Source organism: Gymnodinialimonas sp. JB5-7 (genome assembly GCF_055693405.1).
Window position 1 is genome coordinate 1,679,456 of sequence record NZ_JBVFUX010000012.1, and the last position, 18,314, is coordinate 1,697,769.

At 62.6% G+C, this 18,314-nt stretch carries 11 protein-coding genes and 3 pseudogenes; 3 read left to right on the forward strand and 11 right to left on the reverse strand.

Going from position 1 to position 18,314, the window contains the following annotated elements; all coding sequences use genetic code 11:
* Positions 1 to 19: 19 nt before the first annotated feature.
* From ACZ1HK_RS16955 to ACZ1HK_RS16965, 3 genes are read left to right on the forward strand one after another with little or no spacing between them, the layout of a single operon-like run.
* Complete coding sequence (locus tag ACZ1HK_RS16955; protein WP_472629678.1) at positions 20 to 943, forward strand: GlxA family transcriptional regulator; 924 nt, start codon at positions 20 to 22, stop codon at positions 941 to 943.
* Positions 940 to 2,292, forward strand: a complete 1,353-nt coding sequence (locus ACZ1HK_RS16960) for a 5-guanidino-2-oxopentanoate decarboxylase (protein WP_472629679.1) — start codon at positions 940 to 942, stop codon at positions 2,290 to 2,292. The genes ACZ1HK_RS16955 and ACZ1HK_RS16960 overlap by 4 nt, the downstream gene beginning before the upstream one ends.
* On the forward strand, positions 2,214 to 2,519 hold the full coding sequence (locus tag ACZ1HK_RS16965) for a thiamine pyrophosphate-dependent enzyme (RefSeq protein ID WP_472629680.1): 306 nt from the start codon (positions 2,214 to 2,216) through the stop codon (positions 2,517 to 2,519). Before ACZ1HK_RS16960 ends, ACZ1HK_RS16965 begins: the two co-directional genes overlap by 79 nt.
* Before the next feature lie 4 nt (positions 2,520 to 2,523).
* Here ACZ1HK_RS16965 and ACZ1HK_RS16970 read toward each other — a convergent pair whose 3' ends face one another.
* The 11 genes and pseudogenes from ACZ1HK_RS16970 to ACZ1HK_RS17020 all read right to left on the reverse strand — a co-directional run.
* A complete protein-coding gene (locus ACZ1HK_RS16970) occupies positions 2,524 to 4,179 on the reverse strand; it encodes an ABC transporter ATP-binding protein (protein ID WP_472629681.1) in 1,656 nt (551 codons plus the stop codon).
* A 4-nt stretch (positions 4,180 to 4,183) separates the two neighbouring features.
* Entirely contained in the window at positions 4,184 to 5,113 is a 930-nt protein-coding gene (locus tag ACZ1HK_RS16975; protein ID WP_472630862.1) for an ABC transporter permease, read from the reverse strand.
* Between the two features lie 15 nt (positions 5,114 to 5,128).
* A pseudogene (locus ACZ1HK_RS16980) lies at positions 5,129 to 6,082 on the reverse strand (ABC transporter permease); the annotation flags it as partial.
* A 166-nt stretch (positions 6,083 to 6,248) separates the two neighbouring features.
* Positions 6,249 to 7,817: an ABC transporter substrate-binding protein gene (locus ACZ1HK_RS16985; RefSeq protein WP_472629682.1), complete on the reverse strand. Its 1,569-nt coding sequence runs from the start codon at positions 7,815 to 7,817 to the stop codon at positions 6,249 to 6,251.
* 132 nt (positions 7,818 to 7,949) lie between these two features.
* The gene (locus ACZ1HK_RS16990) at positions 7,950 to 9,290 is read right to left on the reverse strand and encodes a M81 family metallopeptidase (RefSeq protein ID WP_472629683.1); all 1,341 of its coding nucleotides are present in this window, start codon (positions 9,288 to 9,290) and stop codon (positions 7,950 to 7,952) included.
* Positions 9,291 to 9,304: 14 nt separating this feature from the next.
* A complete protein-coding gene (locus ACZ1HK_RS16995; protein WP_472629684.1) occupies positions 9,305 to 9,436 on the reverse strand; it encodes a M81 family metallopeptidase in 132 nt (43 codons plus the stop codon).
* A complete protein-coding gene (locus tag ACZ1HK_RS17000; protein WP_472629685.1) occupies positions 9,429 to 11,384 on the reverse strand; it encodes a CocE/NonD family hydrolase in 1,956 nt (651 codons plus the stop codon). The genes ACZ1HK_RS16995 and ACZ1HK_RS17000 overlap by 8 nt, the downstream gene beginning before the upstream one ends.
* A gap of 60 nt (positions 11,385 to 11,444) precedes the next feature.
* A complete protein-coding gene (locus ACZ1HK_RS17005) occupies positions 11,445 to 12,005 on the reverse strand; it encodes a hypothetical protein (protein ID WP_472629686.1) in 561 nt (186 codons plus the stop codon).
* Positions 12,006 to 12,022: 17 nt separating this feature from the next.
* On the reverse strand, positions 12,023 to 14,725 hold the full coding sequence (locus tag ACZ1HK_RS17010) for a DUF637 domain-containing protein (RefSeq protein WP_472629687.1): 2,703 nt from the start codon (positions 14,723 to 14,725) through the stop codon (positions 12,023 to 12,025).
* 19 nt (positions 14,726 to 14,744) lie between these two features.
* A pseudogene (locus tag ACZ1HK_RS17015) lies at positions 14,745 to 15,056 on the reverse strand (hemagglutinin repeat-containing protein); the annotation flags it as partial.
* Positions 15,057 to 15,123: 67 nt separating this feature from the next.
* Positions 15,124 to 18,312, reverse strand: a pseudogene (locus ACZ1HK_RS17020) (two-partner secretion domain-containing protein); the annotation flags it as partial.
* Between the last annotated feature and the right edge of the window lie 2 nt (positions 18,313 to 18,314).

Genomic DNA, 18,314 nt, shown 5'->3' on the forward strand with positions numbered 1-18,314 from the left:
CAATACGAAAAGCATCAATATGCTCATTTTCGACGGGTTTTCGAACCTGTGCCTTGCCAATGCGGTTGAGCCATTGCGTGCAGCCAACACCCTTGCCCGCCGCGCGCTTTATAGTTGGACTTTCCTCAGCCTTGGGGAAGCGGTGCTGCGATCGTCCAGCGGGCTGCCCGTCACGCCAACGCAACTGACGTCGGATCACCGGGGCGACGCGCTTTTCGTGATGCCGAGCTATGGTCATGCGGCCCTGGCCACCCCGCAGACTGCGCGCGCCCTGCGCGGCGCATCTACCCGGTTCGACCTTTTGGTGGGCCTTGATACGGGGGCGTACCTGCTGGCCCATGCCGGTCTTCTGGATGGCCGCCGCGCCACCTGCCATTGGGACACACTGACAGAAAGCGCTGAGGCGTTCCCGCAGGTCACGTTCACCGAAGACCGGTTCGTGGTTGATGGAGATCGCGCGTCTTGCGGTGGGGCGACCACCACGCTGGATCTGCTGCTCGCCCTGATTGAACGGGACCATGGCGCGGCGCTTTCCCTCGAAGTGGCCGCCCTGTTCATGTACGGTGAACGGGCCGAGCTGACGGACCCCCAACACTTGCTGCCCAAGCACCGTCTTGTGCGCGCAACCGCAGCGCTTATGCGACGCAACGTGGAACATCCCCTGCCGCTAAGGAAAATTGCCCGCGAACTGGGGCTCAGCTTGCGCGGGTTGGAGGAGGCATTTCGCACCCATGCCGGGCTGCCGCCCGCACGCCTGTATCGCTCGATCCGGCTGGCAGAGGCCCGCCGCAGGTTGGAGCAGACCCGTGACAGCGTGGCCGAGGTGGCCTTGCGCGCGGGCTACAAGGATGCCACCGCTATGACGCGCGCCTTCAAGGCCGAATTCGGGATGACCCCATCCGCCGCGCGCAAGGCCAAGATATCTGAGGGAGGGGCGCGATGAAAACCGTGGGTGAGGCGCTGATCGCGCATCTGGAAAAGCGCGGCGTCGATACGATTTTCGGCATTCCTGGCGTCCACACGGTCGAGATGTACCGCGGTCTGGCCGACAGCCCGATCCGCCATATCACTCCGCGCCATGAACAAAGCGCGGGATTCATGGCCGACGGCTACGCGCGCGCCACCGGAAAGCCGGGCGTGTGCCTTCTGATCACCGGGCCTGGTGTGACGAACGCGATCACACCGATGGCGCAGGCCCGCGCCGACAGCGTCCCGATGCTGGTGATCTCGGGCGTGAACCGGGTCGCAACCCACGGACACGAGGCGGGTTTCCTGCATGAGCTTCCCGATCAGCGGGCGATGATGCGTGAAGTGGCACTTTGGTCGCACACTCTGCACCGGGCTGAGGTTTTGGACCACGTCCTGACGCGAGCTTTCGCGGTGATGACCAGTGCGCGCCCCGGGCCGGTTCACATAGAAGTGCCACTGGATGTGATGAAGCAACAGGTCGCAATCCCCGCAACCCTTCCTGCTTTGCCGCACCCGACACGCCCCGCGTCTGAGCCTCTTCTTGAAACGGTCCGTTTGCTGAACGAGGCCAGCCGTCCCCTGATCGTTGCTGGTGGCGGTGCGGTTGGCGCGGCCTCACCCTTGCGCATACTGGCGGAACGTTTTGATGCCCCCGTGGTCACGACAACAAACGCGCGCGGCATTCTAGGCGGCAGCCCGTTGGAGCTTGGGGCCAGCCCAAGCATGGCTAGTGTTCGGACACTGATGGCCGAGTCTGATCTTGTGCTTGCCGTTGGCACGCAATTCGGGCGCACCGATTACGATATGTATGAAGACGGCAGATCGCCCGATCTGTCCTTCCTCGTCCGTATCGACAGTGACGTTGCACAGCTTGGCCGCAACCGCGTGCCTGACATTCCAATTGTGGCCGACGCGGCTGCTGCCGTGGGTGCATTGGTCGACCTCACGAAAGACACCTCGCAATCCAGCGGCGCCGCGCAGCGGGTTGCGGATACGTTGGATGCTGCGCTGGCCGAAATCGGCGAGGTCTACGCGGAACAGGTCAACATGCTGCACATGATCCGCGAAACGATCCCCGGCGTCCGCATCGTCGGGGACAGCACGCAGGCCGTCTACGCCGGCAACCTTGTGTGCCGCATGGACAAACCGCGCAGTTGGTTCAACGCAGCCACCGGATATGGCGCGTTAGGCTTCGGGGCCCCGCGGCTATCGGCGCAGCCCTTGGCGACCCGGACACGCCCGTTTTGTGCCTCACCGGGGATGGCGGTCTGCAGTTCGTATTGTCTGAGCTCGGCACCGCAATGGACGAACGAACCCCGGTGATCTTTCTCGTCTGGAACAACAATGGCTATCAGGAGATCGAACGCTTCATGGTCGACAACGCCATCAAACCGGAAGGCGTGAATCCCTCTGCCCCCGATTTCGTGCAAGTGGCGCAGGCCTATGGCATGCCCGCCGAAAGGATCGAAGGCACGGCCGCGCTGGCATCCGCGCTGGAGCGGGCAAAGACGGCCGGCTCCGCCTATCTCATCGACATGACCGTCGACTGACCGCTTAGTTCCCGGCGCCCTCTACGCTGGCGCCGGCCCCACCCGCGGCACGTTCTTCCAGCAGTTTGTCCAGCCAATCCGGGTCCATCTCGGGAACTGAAGACAGCAGCAATTCCGTATAGGGATCGTGTGGTGGCTGGAACATTTCGGATTTTGGCCCCTGCTCCACAACCACCCCTTCCTTCATCACCACCACTTCATCGGCGATGGATTTCACCGTCGCCAGATCGTGGGTGATGAACATGTAGGCGAGGTTAAATTCGGCCTGCAGCTTGTCCAGCAACTTCAGAATGCCTTCCGCCACCAGTTGGTCGAGCGCGGAGGTCACCTCATCACAGATGATGAACTGCGGCTCCGCCGCCAGCGCGCGGGCAATGCCGATCCTCTGTTTCTGACCGCCAGACAGTTCTGATGGCAGGCGGTCGATGTAGTTGTCGGGCTCCAACTCAATCAGGTCGAGCAGGTTGCGCACCCGTTCTTCCAGCGCCTTGCCGCTTAGCCCGAGGTACATCTGCGCGGGTCGTCCAATCAGCTCCCGCAGCTTCTGCTTCGGGTTCAGCGCCGTGTCCGCCATCTGGTAGATCATCTGCGCCTGCCGCAATTGGTCCTTCGTGCGTCGGCGGTAATCCGGGGGTAGGGTGCTGCCGTTGAACAGGATCTCCCCCTGGCGGGGCGGCAAAAGCCCGGTGATCACACGCGCCGTGGTCGATTTACCAGAGCCAGACTCGCCCACAACCGCAACGGTGCGGCGGGCATGAATGTCGAAGTTGATGTTCTTGAGCACGTCGAGCGTGCCATAGCCAGCCGTCACACCCTTGACCGACACAACCGGCGTGGTCCCGGCGGGTACCGACGGTTGCTCCGCCCTCGCATGGCTGCGCACGGCCCATAGCGATTTGGTGTAATCCTGCGTCGGCGCGTTCAACATGGTGCGGGTGTCGGCTTCTTCCACCTCCTCACCCTTCAGCAGCACTTTGATCTTGTCGGCCATCTGCGCCACGACGGCGAGGTCGTGGGTGATGTAGATTGCCGCAGTGTCGAATTGCTCAACGATATCGCGGATCGCCGAAAGCACCTCGATCTGGGTGGTAACATCAAGGGCCGTTGTTGGCTCATCGAAGATGATCAGATCGGGGCGGCAGGCCATGGCCATTGCCGTCATCGCGCGCTGCAACTGCCCGCCCGAGACCTGGTGCGGATAGCGAAAGCCGATCTCGTCGGGGTTGGGCAATTGCATCTTCGCGTAAAGCTCAACCGCGTCGCTATTGGCTTCGCCGCGCGACATGACGCCGTGCTGAACCGGGCCTTCGGCATATTGGTCGATCAACTTGTGCGCCGGGTTGAAGCTGGCTGCGGCCGATTGCGCGACATAGGCAATGCGCTTGCCGCGCAGGCCCCGGCGGGTTGTCTCGCCCGCATTGCGCAAATCGATCCCGTCGAAATCAATGGTCCCGCCCGAGATACGGCAACCGTCACGGGCAAAGCCCATCGCGGCAAGGCCGATCGTCGACTTGCCAGCCCCGGATTCGCCAATCAGCCCAAGGACTTCGCCCTTGTGAAGGGTCAGGTCCACGCCTTTCACGATTTCAAGCCATTCCTCATCAGCCCGGCCTTCGATGCGCAGATCGCGGATGGTCAGAAGCACTTCTTTGTCAGACATCGATTTACTCCTTCAATCCGCTGGCGCGGTGCAGCTGCCAATCGACCACGAAGTTCACGCTGACTGTCAGCAGCGCAATGGCGGCGGCGGGCAGAAGCGGGGTGACGTTGCCGAAGGTAATCATGGTCGCTGTATCCTTCACCATCGCGCCCCAGTCTGCCGTTGGTGGCTGGATGCCGAGGCCCAGGAAAGACAGGGCCGAGATGGTCAGGAACACGAAGCAGAACCGCAGGCCGAACTCGGCCACCAGCGGCGCCATGGCGTTGGGCAGGATCTCTCGTGTGATAAGGCGCCATAGGCCCTCACCGCGCAATTTGGCGGCTTCCACATAGTCCATCACCACGATGTTCATCGCGACTGCTCGGGCGAGGCGGAATACGCGGGTGCTGTCGATCAGCGCGATTACGATGATCATGTTGATGATCGACGTGCCCACAATCGTCAGCAAAAGAAGGGCGAAAATCAGCGCGGGGATCGCCATCAACACGTCCACCGTGCGGCTCAGAAGCTGGTCCAGCCAGCCACCGACAATCGCGGCCAGCAGACCCAAGACTGAGCCGATGATGAAGGCAAGCGCCGTTGTGACGAAGGCAATGCCGACCGTGTTTCGCGCGGCGTAGATCATGCGCGAAAGCATGTCGCGGCCCAGATTGTCGGTGCCCAGAAGAAACTCGGGATTGTCACCGGGGAACAGGAATTCCGGGCCCACAACCTCCGTCTCGGAGAACGGCGCGATGATGGGCGCGAAAAAGGCCACGAAGATGTAGCACAGGATCATGAACATGCCGAAGCTGGCGGTCAGCGGCGCGGTCTTGAGCTCTTTCGAAATGCCGCGCGGTGTGACCGCCACGGCGGCGGTGCGAAACAGCCAACCCGATGCCATTGCTGCGATAATCGCGACGGCGAGCCAGAGAAGTCCGGTCAGAAAACCCATAATCCAGCCCCCTAGCGACGGTGCACGAGGCGGGGGTTGGACAGGGTCGCCAACACATCCGCGGTGAGGTTCAAAAGCACGTAGGCCGCGGCAAAAATCAGCGCGACGCCCTTGGACCACGGGCATGTCCCGCGCGGCCACGCTATCGACCATCAACTGGCCGAGGCCGGGATAGACGAACACCACTTCGACCACGACCACACCGGTTATCAGGTAGGCGAGGTTCAGCGCTATCACGTTGATAATAGGTGCTAAAGCATTGGGCAGCGCGTGTTTGACGATGATCCGCATCGGGTCCATCCCCTTCAGGCGCGCCATCTCGATATACGGGCTCGCCAGCAGGTTGATGATGGCGGCGCGGGTCATGCGCATCATGTGCGCGGTGACGACCAGAGTAAGCGTCAAAGCGGGCAAAAACGCACGGTAGAGGAAGTCACCGAATTCAGGCGTTCCCCTGAAATTCGCCATCGACGGGAAGGCGCCACCGGCGCCGGCCAGAAGGAAAATAAGGATGTAAGCCACGAAAAACTCAGGGAAACTTATCGACGACAGCGCGGAGGCGTTCACGAACCGGTCGAAGAAGGAGTTGCGGAACAAGGCCGCCAGAATGCCCAGGATCAGGGACAGCGGCACCGCGATGGCGGCCGCGTAAAGCGCCAGCCTGAGGGTATTGCCAAGCCTGCGTCCGATCAGGTCGGCCACGGATTGCCCGTTGGCCAGACTTTCACCAAAATCGCCCTGGAGAATGTCCGTCAGCCAGCCTAAGTACCTGATATGCATAGGATCATTCAGGCCCAACTGCTCCCGCAGGGCGGCGACGGTTTCCGGCGTGGCGGATTGGCCGAGGATCTCTTGTGCGAAGTCGCCGGGCAGAAGCTCGGTGCCCAGAAAGATGATCAGCGACACGACGAACAGCGTCACGAAGCCCAAGGCCAGGCGCTGTGCGATCATGGTTAAGATATGTGACATGTCCGTCCCTTGAGGGGCGCAATGCCCCGGTATTTTGTCCCGAAAGATGCGTTCTTCTGCACGCAAATGCGTTCAAGTGAGCGCTCTTTTGCAGGAAAAAGCGTTCAGATGAACGCATATCCCGGGCCGCAGGGAACGCGGCCCGGAATGTGATCAGGTGAGCGGATCAGGAGGCGAACCACCAGCGTTCGCCGATCCGGTGCCCATCATTGCGCCAGTTCGACGCGATCTGTTCGGGATGGGCCAGACGGTCGCTGTAAGCGCCCACATAAGCCGCAAACATCGGGATGATGATGCCACCTTCGTCGGAGACGATCTGCTGCATCTCGAAATACTGCTCGCGACGCAGACCTTCGTCGAGTTCCGCACGGGCGGAGACGAGAAGCTCATTGAAGCGTTCGTTCGACCAGTAGGTCTCGTTCCACGGCACGCCCTCGGCGTAGGCGGTTGCGAACATCCAATCCTCGGTCGGACGGCCGCCCCAGTAGGTGCCGGCGAAGGGCTTCTGCATCCAGACGTTGGACCAGTAGCCATCGTTGGGTTCACGCACCACGTTGAGGTTGATGCCACCGGCAGAGGCCGACTCGGCGTAGAGAACGCCCGCATCCAGCGCGCCCGCAAAGGCGGCGTCGGCAAGGTGAATGTCCACATCGAGGCTTTCCATACCCGCTTCGCGCAGGTGGAACTGCACGCGGTCCGGATCGTATTCGCGCTGCTCAAGCTCGGTGTTGAAGAAGCGCTGGCCGGGGCCGATCGGGTGGTCGTTACCGAGCGAGCCGTAGCCGTTGAGGATTGTGTCCACGAGCTGCTGACGGTTGATGCCGTACTTGAGCGCGAGGCGCACGTTGACGTCGTTGAACGGCTCGGCGCGGGTGTCCATCGGCAGGCCGTAATGCTGGGTGCCGGTGACGGACAAAACCTCGATCCCCGGCGCGCGTTCCAGCAGGTGCACGGTGTTCAGGTCGGCGGTGTCGATATAGTCAACCTCGCCCGAGATCAGCGCGTTCTGACGGGCCGCGTCGTCGAAGATGACGATCTGCTCGATGGCGTCGAAATAGGGCAGGCCCTCTTTCCAATAGCCTTCGTGGCGGACGTAGCGTGCGCCGACACCGAACTCGATCTCTTCGATGGCGAAGGGGCCGCAACCATCCTGTGTGTTGGGGTCGATGGTGCCGTCGGCCTGTGCAGGCAGAATCGGCAGGTGATAGTCGGACAGAACGAACGGGAAGTCCGCGTTGCCCGCCGCGAGTGTCACGACGACGTTCATGCCATCGGCGGTCATATCGACGATATCGGCCACGATCGGTGCAGCGGCCGAGGTGCTGTCTTCGCCGCGGTGGTGGTTGATCGAGGCGATCACGTCTTCTGCGGTCAGCACGTGTCCGGAATGGAACTGCACGCCCGAGCGGATCGTGAAGGTCCAGGTGGCGGCGTCAGCCGAGGCTTCCCAGCTTTCGGCAAGCTCTGGCACGAGAGAGCCGTCGGCGGCGATCTCGGTCAGGTAGTTGTTGCGCGTATGCGCCTGGAAGATCATGAAGTCCGCTTCCCACGACCCCGGATCAAGCGCGTCAGTGGTCGAGCCGTGTGCCATGCCCACGCGCAGTGTGCCACCCTGAACGGGCTGTGCGCGCAGCGGTGTGCCCCATGGCGTCACCAGTGCAGCCGCACCGATTGCCGTGGCCCCTTTCAGCACGCCACGGCGGCTGGGGCTGGCAAAGTTTGTCAGTTGAGTCATTATCGTCTCCCTGTTTCGTTATTCTGGCGAACTGCCATCTGGGCGCTCGCGTTATGGTTTCATTCTGACTGCAAATATTATGTATTCAACCCGTTTATGGGTCTTTGGCTGCAACTTCACGTTGAATTGGACTCATGCAGGCGGGCCGTTTGGACCGATCCGGACGCCTTTTCGCAAGGCTTTGTACGGCACATCTGTCAGGAGACATCCCAGTGCACCCGGACTTGCGACAGGGATTGTGGCCTGCGCTATGGGATCGAAATCCGCGCGAAAGTGGACCGTGCTTTTAACGGCGATCAGACGCGCCGTTTCCGGTGATAGGCCGATATGGCGGAAATAGGCGAGGTCGAGGCATTGGTTGCGGACTGAGCTGACGACGACCTTCACATCGGCCCCACCTTGCGTGATGTGCAACACTGCCGTCGGCCCGATCTGGGCGATGCCGCCGCCATACATCGCACCTTCGTAGACGACTTCGCCGTCGCTGAGGGCGTGGACCGTGCATGCCACGTTGAAGGGTGTATCGTCGAACTGCCCGGACTTGCCGCCAAGGCCGAGCGTCAGGGTCGCCCCAACCCCAGCCTTATGGGCGGTTGCGGCGGCCTGCGGGTCGTAGAGCACGCCTAGCATTGCGTTTTGCGCCTGTTGGGCGACGAGCGCGCGCAAGAGGCCCGTTGTGTCAGATGATCCGCCGCCGCCGGGATTATCCTGCACATCTGCCAGAACCACGGGTTTGCCCATGGGCTGTGCCATGGCGCGTTGGACGGCGTCCGCAGGCGTAGGCAGCAGTTGGTCGAACGCGTCTTCCGCCACGAGGACCTGCGCCAGAAGGGCGTCGGCCATTTCGTCCGCGCGGGCTTGATCCGGTGCATAGGCGATGATGGACGCGCCGGTTGAGGGACAATCCCCGCCGCTGAAGCCGGTGGCGAACTCGGCCCATTGGCCGGGGGCGTCGTATGCGATGACAGCCTCATAAAGCGGGCCGGCGGGCGCGGTGCCGGTGAATTGGGCGTGCATCGGGATGATGTAGGGCGCTTGCCGGAAGGCTTTGGCGGGGCGGTGGCCGTTTAGGATGTCGCTGAGCGCCGCATGCGCGCGCGCGCCCGCATCTGCCATGTCGAGGTGCGGATAGGTGCGGTACATGGTGATGGCGGAGGCGTGTGCGACCAGCTCTGGCGAGACATTGGCGTGCAGATCGAGGCTGACGACAATGGGCAGATCGGGGCCTGTTTGCGCGCGGATGCGGCGGAGAAGTTCGCCTTCGCCATCGGGGTGGCCGTCAGCGATCATTGCGCCGTGGAGGTCGAGGTAGATCGCGTCTGGGCGGGCCTGCGTGATGCCGTCGAGAATTTCGCCAGAGATACTGTCGAATGCGTGGGCGGTGACGGGGCCGGACGGTTCCGCCGCGCACCACAGGATCGGGTGGAGATCCGCCTTTGCCGCCGCGATGAAGCCCGCGATGGGCAGGTTCATGCCACGGGTCTGGGTCAGAACCGCCTCGGCGCGCAGGAAGGGGGCCAGCTATCGGCCATCTCGAACTCGGGCAAGTCGGCCGAGAGGTGGCTGAAGCTGTTGGTTTCGTGCTGAAACCCCGCAATGGCGATGCGGGGTTTAGACATGATCCCTCGGGATGTTTTCGGACCAGTTGCGTTCAAAGATCATGGTGTCGTTCTCTTTCGCGGCCAGCCGGGCCTCGACAACCCAATGGGTGGCGGTGACGCGCAGACGCCCAGTGGCGATGACTTCGGTGGCGATGCCATCGCGGATGCGCAGGGCGGAGGTTTCTTCGTGCGCCTCAAGGCTGAGCGGGTCGCCGCGTGTGATTGACCAGCGGGCCTTGTGCGTGTCCTCGAATTGCAGGCCGTGCTCGGGATGGGTGCGGACACCGCTGGTGCTGGATTGCACGATGGTCGTTTTGCCGGTGGCGCGGTCTAAGGTGGTCGTCCGGTTATCCTCTGCCGGAGTTTGGCGCGGATAGGGAGGACGAGGATCGCCAGCGGGCGGCTCTGGCACCTCGCAGGGGCGGTAGGGTGCGCTTGGCACATGCAGGGCGGCGTGGCCAAGGTCGATCTGCGCGGTCACATCCGTGGGGGGCGGCAGGATCAGCGGGAAATAGGCGGTCGACAGGGCAAGGCGCAGCTTGTGGCCCGGCAGCAGGCGGTAGGCGGTGGCATCGAGGGTCAGCGTGATCTCTTCCGCCGTGCCGGGTGTCATCGGCTGTGGATCAGCGCTGCTGTGTCGATGGGAGAGGTTCAGGACACCCAGAGTGATCCGGTGCGCGCAGCCATCGGGATGCACGTCGATGAGGCGCGCGATCAGGTTGCCTTGGGGCGCGTCGATGGCCACGGGCAGGCGCAAGACGGGCATTCCGATGATGTCGAGTGGGTCGGACAGCGCCTCTGTCTCGAAGCACAGGGAGCGGCCATCATCGGCGCGTTGATCGGCGGGCATGTCGGTGTCGCCGCCTTGGGTGAAGAAGGCCCCGCCATCGGTGCCGGTGTCCAGTGGTGAGCGGAGAGTAACGGTTTCATGGACTGCATCCGGCCCCAATCGGCCGGGCGAGAGGCGCAGGATGGTCTCTGTCGCCTTATCCTGCGCGATCTCGATCCAGCGGCCTGGTTCCACGTCGCGCGGCGCATCGGGGCGGACGGCCTGCGACAGGAACAGCCGATGCGCTGGCAGGTCAGGCGCGGGGTCGCCGCGCAGTTGATGGCCGAACCACGATGCTGCCTCGGTAACAAAGTCCATACGGGGCCCGGGCACCGCGAAATGTGGGTAGAGATGCACCCAAGGTCCGGTGAGGGCGCGCGCCCTGTGCCCCAGCCCCGCGCGCGCTTTCCACGGCGTGTTGCGATAGCCATCGGCCCATCCGGCGATCATCAGGGCAGGGGCCTGCACGGCGTCGAAATCCTCACAGATCGAGCCATGTTGCCAATAGGCATCGCGGCGCTGGTGGGTGATCCATTTGAAGGCCAGGGCGGGCATGTTCTTGAGCCGGTCCAGCCAGATGTCCCGCCAGCTATTGCCCACTACGGCAGCATCGGGCGGCACAGCCGCGCGCCCCAGCATTTGCGTGGCCCAGTAAAGGTTGGTGCCCATCTGAGCGCCGCCCTTGGTGTGGATGTCATCGGCAAAACGGTCGACTGTGGAAGCGATGGAAATGACGGCCTTGAGGGCTGGCGGCTGGCGGGCCGCGACTTGCAGCGCGTTGAAGCCGCCCCAGCTGATCCCCATCATGCCGACATGGCCGTTGCACCAGGGCTGCGCGGCGATCCAGGCGATGGAGGCCTCGGCGTCGGCAAGCTCGGTCTCGGAATACTCGTCGTCGAACTGCCCTTCGCTGTCGCCCGTCCCGCGCAGGTCGACGCGGACACCGGCAAAGCCCTGCGCGGCGAGGGCGGGGTAGGTGGCCTCATCCCGCGGTGCGGTCACATCGCGGCGACGATAGGGGAGGAATTCGAGGATGGCAGGGACGGGTCTGTCAGTCTCCGGGCGCCAGATGCGGGCGGCGAGGCGGGTGCCATCGGGCAGGGGGATCCAGACGGTGGGATGGTCTTGATGGGTCATGGGGGGACGGTGGCAAGGATGGAGGGCTGGGTCCATCATAATCCGCGCTGGTCGCTCCTGTCAGGCGACCGCGCCTTCCAACAACGCCATACTCTGCTTCGCAGCGCTCGGGCCACCTGTTTCTGCGAAATCGTAGAAATACCGCTCTATCAGGCTTTGTGTCACCAAGCCCGTTCGAGCGGCTGCATCCATCAATGGCACCATCCACGACAAGGAGAATTCCCCATCGAGAAAGGCTGCGTTGGCAACGCCATCTTCCATGCCACGCAGACCGATCAGATTCCGACAAATCTCGAACACATAGCCCCACACGAGAACTGCATTTTCAGAAGGGGTACGTTTTTCATAGTCGAAGTCATACTCACCATAGACCGCATAAACATCATCTGCGTAGTCGCCAGCAAAGGGCGCCGCGCGAAAATCTCGCGCCTCTATCGCTGCTGTCAAATCGATCAGAACTTGCTCAGCTTTTGCTGCAAAGTCCGTAGCGAGCGGCAAACGCGCATTGAGCCAGCGGCTGAGGTCGATCAACAGCCCGAAGAATTCGTCGCTAAGTTTCACCGCTTCAAATCGGGATGCATCGAACGCATCCATGCGATCCAAGAGTGCATGGTCAGGCAAGATCGGTGTCCTTTCCTTTAGTCAAGCCGCACACCGTTCTGGATGCGCACAACTCCGCGTGCAGGATCGCTGACGACAATGGTCATATTCGGGTAGTGTGTCGAGAGTTGGTGGATCACGCCAGGACCAGCGCCAGGGTTGTTTGTATTGAAGCCCGCATAACAGGCTGAACACATGGTTCTTTCGACTGAGAAGAACACTTCGCCTGTCACCTGAGTACGTGGGATCCCACTTTGCGACAGCGTGCCATGCAGATTGTTCGCGAAATCGACTTCGGCATCCCTTGCGCCGCGGAATCCTGAATTGTTCTGGAAAGGCGCATCGCCATGTGGCCAGGCCGGAGTGCCGTCATCATTGCGGTGCAATCCTCCGGACCGCCCTTCAATCGAAGTTGTTGGAAGGCCGTCAATGTTGGTTTGCCCAGCGATGATTGTTCCCTCCGCGGTATCGAAATCGTTACGACGCGTTGCAACAGCCTGATCGAGGTCACCCATGACACGTTCAGTGTTGACCGGCGTCCGCGTCAGGGATGCCTGTGCCGCGGCGACCGTGCGATAGCGTTGACCATCAGGGCCTTCGATCACGCGTCGCCCCGAAGAGGTCACGCTGATGTTGAAGCCCTGATCAAGGATGTGTCCGAATAGCCCTTCTTCCAGGCTGAACTGGAGAGTTGCATCCCATGAGCCGTTCAGAACGGCATTCTCGATCTCTTCGGCGCTCAGGTCGTTCCGGCCAAGGAAGCCTTCTGCAAACCCACTTGCAGCAGCGCTTTGCGCCTCTTCAGGCAATGCTTCGATGATGCGTGATAGGCTGACCGCGCTTGCTACGTTTGGTTGCCCGTCACGGTAGCCGGATGCAGCATAAGCCTGGAAGTAGGCATGCGCCCGGTCGGGGTCTGACGCCAACGCTTCGACAAACGACACGGCCTCAACACTTGTTGGACGCTCGGCAAATTCGATGATTGCTTCATGCAAGAAGGCGTTGGCGGCATCCTGGCCCTCTGGCCACAGCGATTGAGCTGAAGCGAAGTCGTACAGGCTTAGGTTGTCGAGCGCAGTTGAAGCATTAAGCAGGCTGTTGCGGTACTCGAACGAGTTCGGATCCAGCGTCGCGAACATGTGCTGGTTGTCGACGACAGCCGGACCTGTGTAGGTCTCATTGATGAACGCTCGTGCCTGCTCGCCAAAGACAATGCGGCGTCCCGGGCTTCCATAGGCGCCGAATGTCTCGGACACGCCATCGAGCGTTTCAGCGGTCAAAATGCCAAGCGCCTGGGCCCGCGACATGTCGCAGACATCGTTTTCAGCGCACATCCATTCGGCAAATGCATCCGCATTTTCAATCAGCCAGTCGATCTCGTTCTCATGAAGCTGACGGTTGTTCAAATCGAGGGAGGTTGCGATTGCGCCAGCGATCATCGCGCCACCGGTATCACCATCGCTACTGATCAGAACAGCAGCCGTTGAGATCAGGCCAACGAGTTCCGCTTCGCGCTCTCCGGACAAACCCAGATCGCCGATCATACCGCCCGCCAGCGCAGCAACCGCCGCGCCGATCGCACCGTCAGCGAAATCCTCGCCCAGCAGTTCTGCTGCCAGCCCACCCGCAACCGCATGTGCGACCAAATGTTCGATGCCGCCTTCCGGCAAACCGTTCGCATCTGCGAAATTGCCAATCTCGTTTTGAACGATCGACAGCCCGCCCATAACCATTGCGTTGGTCCAGCCATCAAACAGGGCATCACCCAAATCTCCACCATTGATGGCCGTGCTGACGGTTGCATTCACACTGGCGCGAATAAGGTTCGCTTGAAGGTCACGGATTGCGACCTCGGTGAAGGTCGCGCCCTCGGCAAGTGGTCCGCTGAGCCCTGCTGCATCCACCAGATGCGACCCCAGTCCGGCCGATACCATAGCTGTGACCAGGCCCCGGATGCTGTCGCCGGAGGCAAGTTCTTCCAGCACCGCGCCGATATCGCCGCCGTTGTTGACCAGAGAAACGGAGGCCGTGCTGACCAGGTTCCTCAGACCTGCCTGGATAGCCGCTTCGGCAGCGCCGCCCGTGGCGAAGCCCAGACCTTGGGTGATCGACTCGGCCCAACCGGCGGTGAGGCCGGATGTGGCGAACGACACCACTGCCGTGACGAAAAGCGCCCCGGCCTCGGTCAGGCCCTGGTTTTCGTAGTCCCACTCCTCGAACGCGGTTTCGGCGGCTTGCCAGTAGACGCCATCTTCCAACTCGGCCAGATCGGCCATCCATTCCAGCCCGGGGGCTTCGGCCAGCTGGGCGATGCCTTCGTTGAAATCGCCGGTGGCGACATAGTCGACGATGATGTCGCCGCCCGAGATGATCTGCAGGCCACCGCCCGCTTCGATGGTGGTGAAGGTGCGGGTGACTTCCGAGCTGCCTTCATCCTCTTCGTTCCACCAAAGCAGGTCTTCTTCGCGGAATTCATCGCGTGTGAAGGCGCTGTCCTCGGTCGTCAGGATTGACACGGTGCCTTCCTCGGCAGCGATCACCGTCTCACCGCCGCTTTCAAGTGCGGGGGCTTCGAGCGTTACGTCTCCCGCGCCCGACGCAATCGTCAGGTTGCCGCCTGCGCTGATTGTGGTCTGCTCGGTCGTGACCTCTTGATCCTGTTCGCGGATGTCGGTGTCGACGCCGAAGAGGCCGCCGCCGTTGATATCCCAGACGACGTCTTCCTGTTCGACCTCCTGCACGGAGGCTGATCGTGACGTCACCCTCTGCCGTGAGGGCGGCATCCCCGCCGGCGTCGATTTCGGCCCCGGCAATGGTCAGATCTTCGCCGGCGTTGATTGCAACGTCACCGCCAGCCGTGACACCGGCCAGTTCCGCATCGCGGGTGAAGCCGCTATCGGAGCCATTTCCGAATTCGTCTTCGCGGCTGGTTTCCACCATCAGTGCGCCAATGGCCACGTCGCCGCCTGCGTCGAGCGTTGCGTCGCCACCGGCCGTGAATTGGCCACCTTCGGACGACAGATCGCCTTCGACGTCGATGTCGAGATTGCCGCCTGCCGCGATCTCGCCGATCTGCTGGACGCGGTCGGCGAAGCCGTTGCCAGATCTCGTCGCGGATCAAGGCGGTGGAGTTTTCCAATTCGCCTGCGTCGATGTCGATATCGCCGCCCGCGGTGATCTGGCCGGAGACGTTCGCAAGGCGACCTTCCACGTCCAATTCGGCGTCGCCGCCCGCTTCGATCTGACCGCCGATGTTGATCAGGTCAGCATCCGTTGCGATCTCAAGATCCTGTTCCGCGGTGATGGCGCCTGTGTTGGCCACAGTGCCTGCGTCGATGTTGACCTCGGCGGCCGCAATCTGCGCACCGGCGAGCGAAATGCCCTCGGCCCCATTTGCGCCAAGGTAGACGACGGGGACGAGAACGGCCTGACCGTCAATGATCTGCTCTTCCAGCCAGATGATGTTCTCGGTCAGGGCGGCCACCTGTTCGGGGCTGAGCGCCACGCCGGGGGTCAGTTGCAGGCCTTCGGCCGCTTCGACGGCATTGTCGTACATGCGCGCCATCAGATCGCGCAATTCATCGGGGTCATCCGCCGCGCGGCGCCCAGTCAGCGCGAAAAGCTGTTCCTGGATCAGGCGGGCTTCGACATAGGCATCGCCAAAGCGGCGCTGCGTTATGTTGGCGTCATAGCCGCCGATCTGTTGCAGGAAATAGTCCGACGACAGGAAGCGGCTGACATCGATGAATTCATCGCGCGTCTCGATCAGGAACGGCGCGTTGGGGTTCTGCGTCGGCGTGAAGAGCGCCGAGCGGTTGAGGATTGCGTTGGGGTTCACGGAGCCAATCAGCGGCGGGGCCGACAGGGCGCGACCCCCTGAGCTGAGGCCGACTTGGGCCACGCCATCGCGGACGGCGTTGTTGCCGAGGTAGCCGGTGACGGTTGCGTTCAGCGTGCCGCCTGCCTGAATTGTCGAGAACACCGAACCTGTGGTTGCGGTCGTCGTGATTGGAACGCCCGTCGCCTCGCGATCACGCCAGGAGCGATTGAGGCAGAAGCCCAGAATGCGAAGCGTGCACACGCGGACCCGGTAGTGCGTGACCGTTGTGCTGACGTTCGTTTCGATGAGGTCCAGACCAGTGTTCGTGACAGAGCCGGCGTTCAACGTCAGGTCGCCGCCTGCTGCAATCTGGCTGTAATTGTTCAGGATTGTGCCTGCATTGATGGTCAGATCGCCGCCTGCGAGGATTGCGGCAGGCGCGTCGGTGCCGGGTTGAACCACCATGCGGGTTGTTTCGGTTGTTTCCACAAAACGGGTGGTGTTTGATCGGTTGAGACCACCCGGAAAATCCGCAAGGTTGGTGCCTTCACGCACCGTGGTTTCGGTTTCAGTGATGACGGTGGGCGACGGCTGGCTGTTCTCAACGCTTGTTGCTGCAATCAGGATGGCGCCGGTGATGGCTTCGATCTGGGCGGAGCGGTTGAGGACCGAGGCTGCGCGCGCGCCACTTTCGCCGCGGATCGTGATGCCGCCTTCGGCGATCACGTCGGCCATCAAATTCTCGAACGCCCCATCCAGGCGCATTGTGAGGTTCTGACCGGCATAGATCAGACCACTGTTGGTGATGTCGCCAAGGGTGGTGAGGGCGACGTCGCCGCCGGACGAGCCGAGCGCATCGGAGTTGGTGATATTCGCAGCCTCGACGCTGAGCGCGCCTGCCGTGACGATGGAGCCGGTGTTGTTGAAAGCGCCGCCCGCGGACAAATCGCCTGTGGCCCCACCGCGGATATCGCCGGAATTGGTCATGGCGCCGCTGGCCGTTAGCGCAAGTGCGCCGCCGGCATCGAGATCGCCGGAATTTGTCAACGCGCCTGAGGTCGCCTCAAGCGTTGCGGCCCCCGCCGCGTCGAAATCGGCAGAGGTGTTGAGCGATGTGCCCGTCGCCGTCAGATCGCCGCCGATGGCGTAGTCGCCGCCCGTGATCGCCAATGCGCCCGGGCTGGTCAGGGTCATGTCGCCGCCGATCATGGCGCTGGCGCCGTTGGCGGTGAGCGATGCCGCATCGAGTGTGAGATTGCCGAGGAGAGTGAGCGCTTCGGCCCCGCCCGTTTGATTCAAGGTGACGGCACTGAAGCTGAGCGCTGCGTCGCCTGCCGCCGCGATGCGTGCGCCTGTTGCGTTCAATGCACCACCGCCGCTGAAGGTCAGATCGCCTGTCGTGCCGAGCGTGCCCGCGCTGTCTGCGCCCGCTGCTGCGAGCGCGCCGCTGCCCAGTGTGACGCCATTGGTCGCCGCGATCGTCAGATCGCCTTCAGCCGCAACGGTCGCATTTGCGGCGATTTCGGCTGAGACCCCTTCCAGCGAGATGGCATCGCCGGAAAACAGGGAGGTCTGGACCACAACGGGTGCCGCAGATCGCACGGCCACAGAGCCTGTGGCCTGCGCACGCCCGATCACCAGACGACCATCAGCGGTCAGCGTCATGCCGCCAGCGCTGGCCGCCATTTCGCGCGGGGCTCGCACGGCGACGCCTGCTTCGGTCGACAAAAGCGTGATCCGACCCGCGTAGAGCCCGCCCACGGCGGTGCTGTCGATGCCAAAGGCGGGTCCGGTGCTGCCGTCATCGGGCAGGGCCGTGACAGCGCCGCTGTCATAGGCAAAGGCATTGCGCCCGGCGGCCACGCGCACCTCATCACTGCCGGCAACGGCACCTTCGAACGTCACTTGGCGAGAGATGATGTCGAACAGGCTCACACCGCTGAGGTCTGCGCCGTTCGCGCCGATCAGGATGTCACCGCCATTCACGGTGAACCCAGACAGGGTGCCGCCGGTGATATCCGGGGTGCCGGTGGTCAGCACGGCGCGGGGCGTGCGGATGAACCCGCAGCCATTACAGGTGATGCCATTGGGGTTGGCCACGATCACATCGGCAGATTGGCCCGCCACTTCGATCACGCCCCCAAGCTCGGACCTATTGGTGCCAGCCACTTCGTTCAGGATCACACGGGCGGGCACAACGCCGGTCAGGTTGGGGTTGCCAGGCACAACGCCGCCCAATTGGCTGTTGCCGAAATTGCCGCCCTGGTTGTTGAGGATCAGACCTTCGGAGCCGACGTTGAAGTCTCCGTAGAGGTTATGGGACAGCCCGCCTGCATTGGGTGTGGCGATGTCGATCAAGGGCACGCCGTTGGGCGCCGTGTTCACGTTCAACCCGCCGGTGGCTGCCGGGTCGGCTGTGACCTGGGCCAGCGCTGTCTGTGCCCCAAAGCTGAGGGCCACGCCAAGGATCAGGCGGGAGAAAAGCGAACGGGTCGAAATCAAAGCCATGG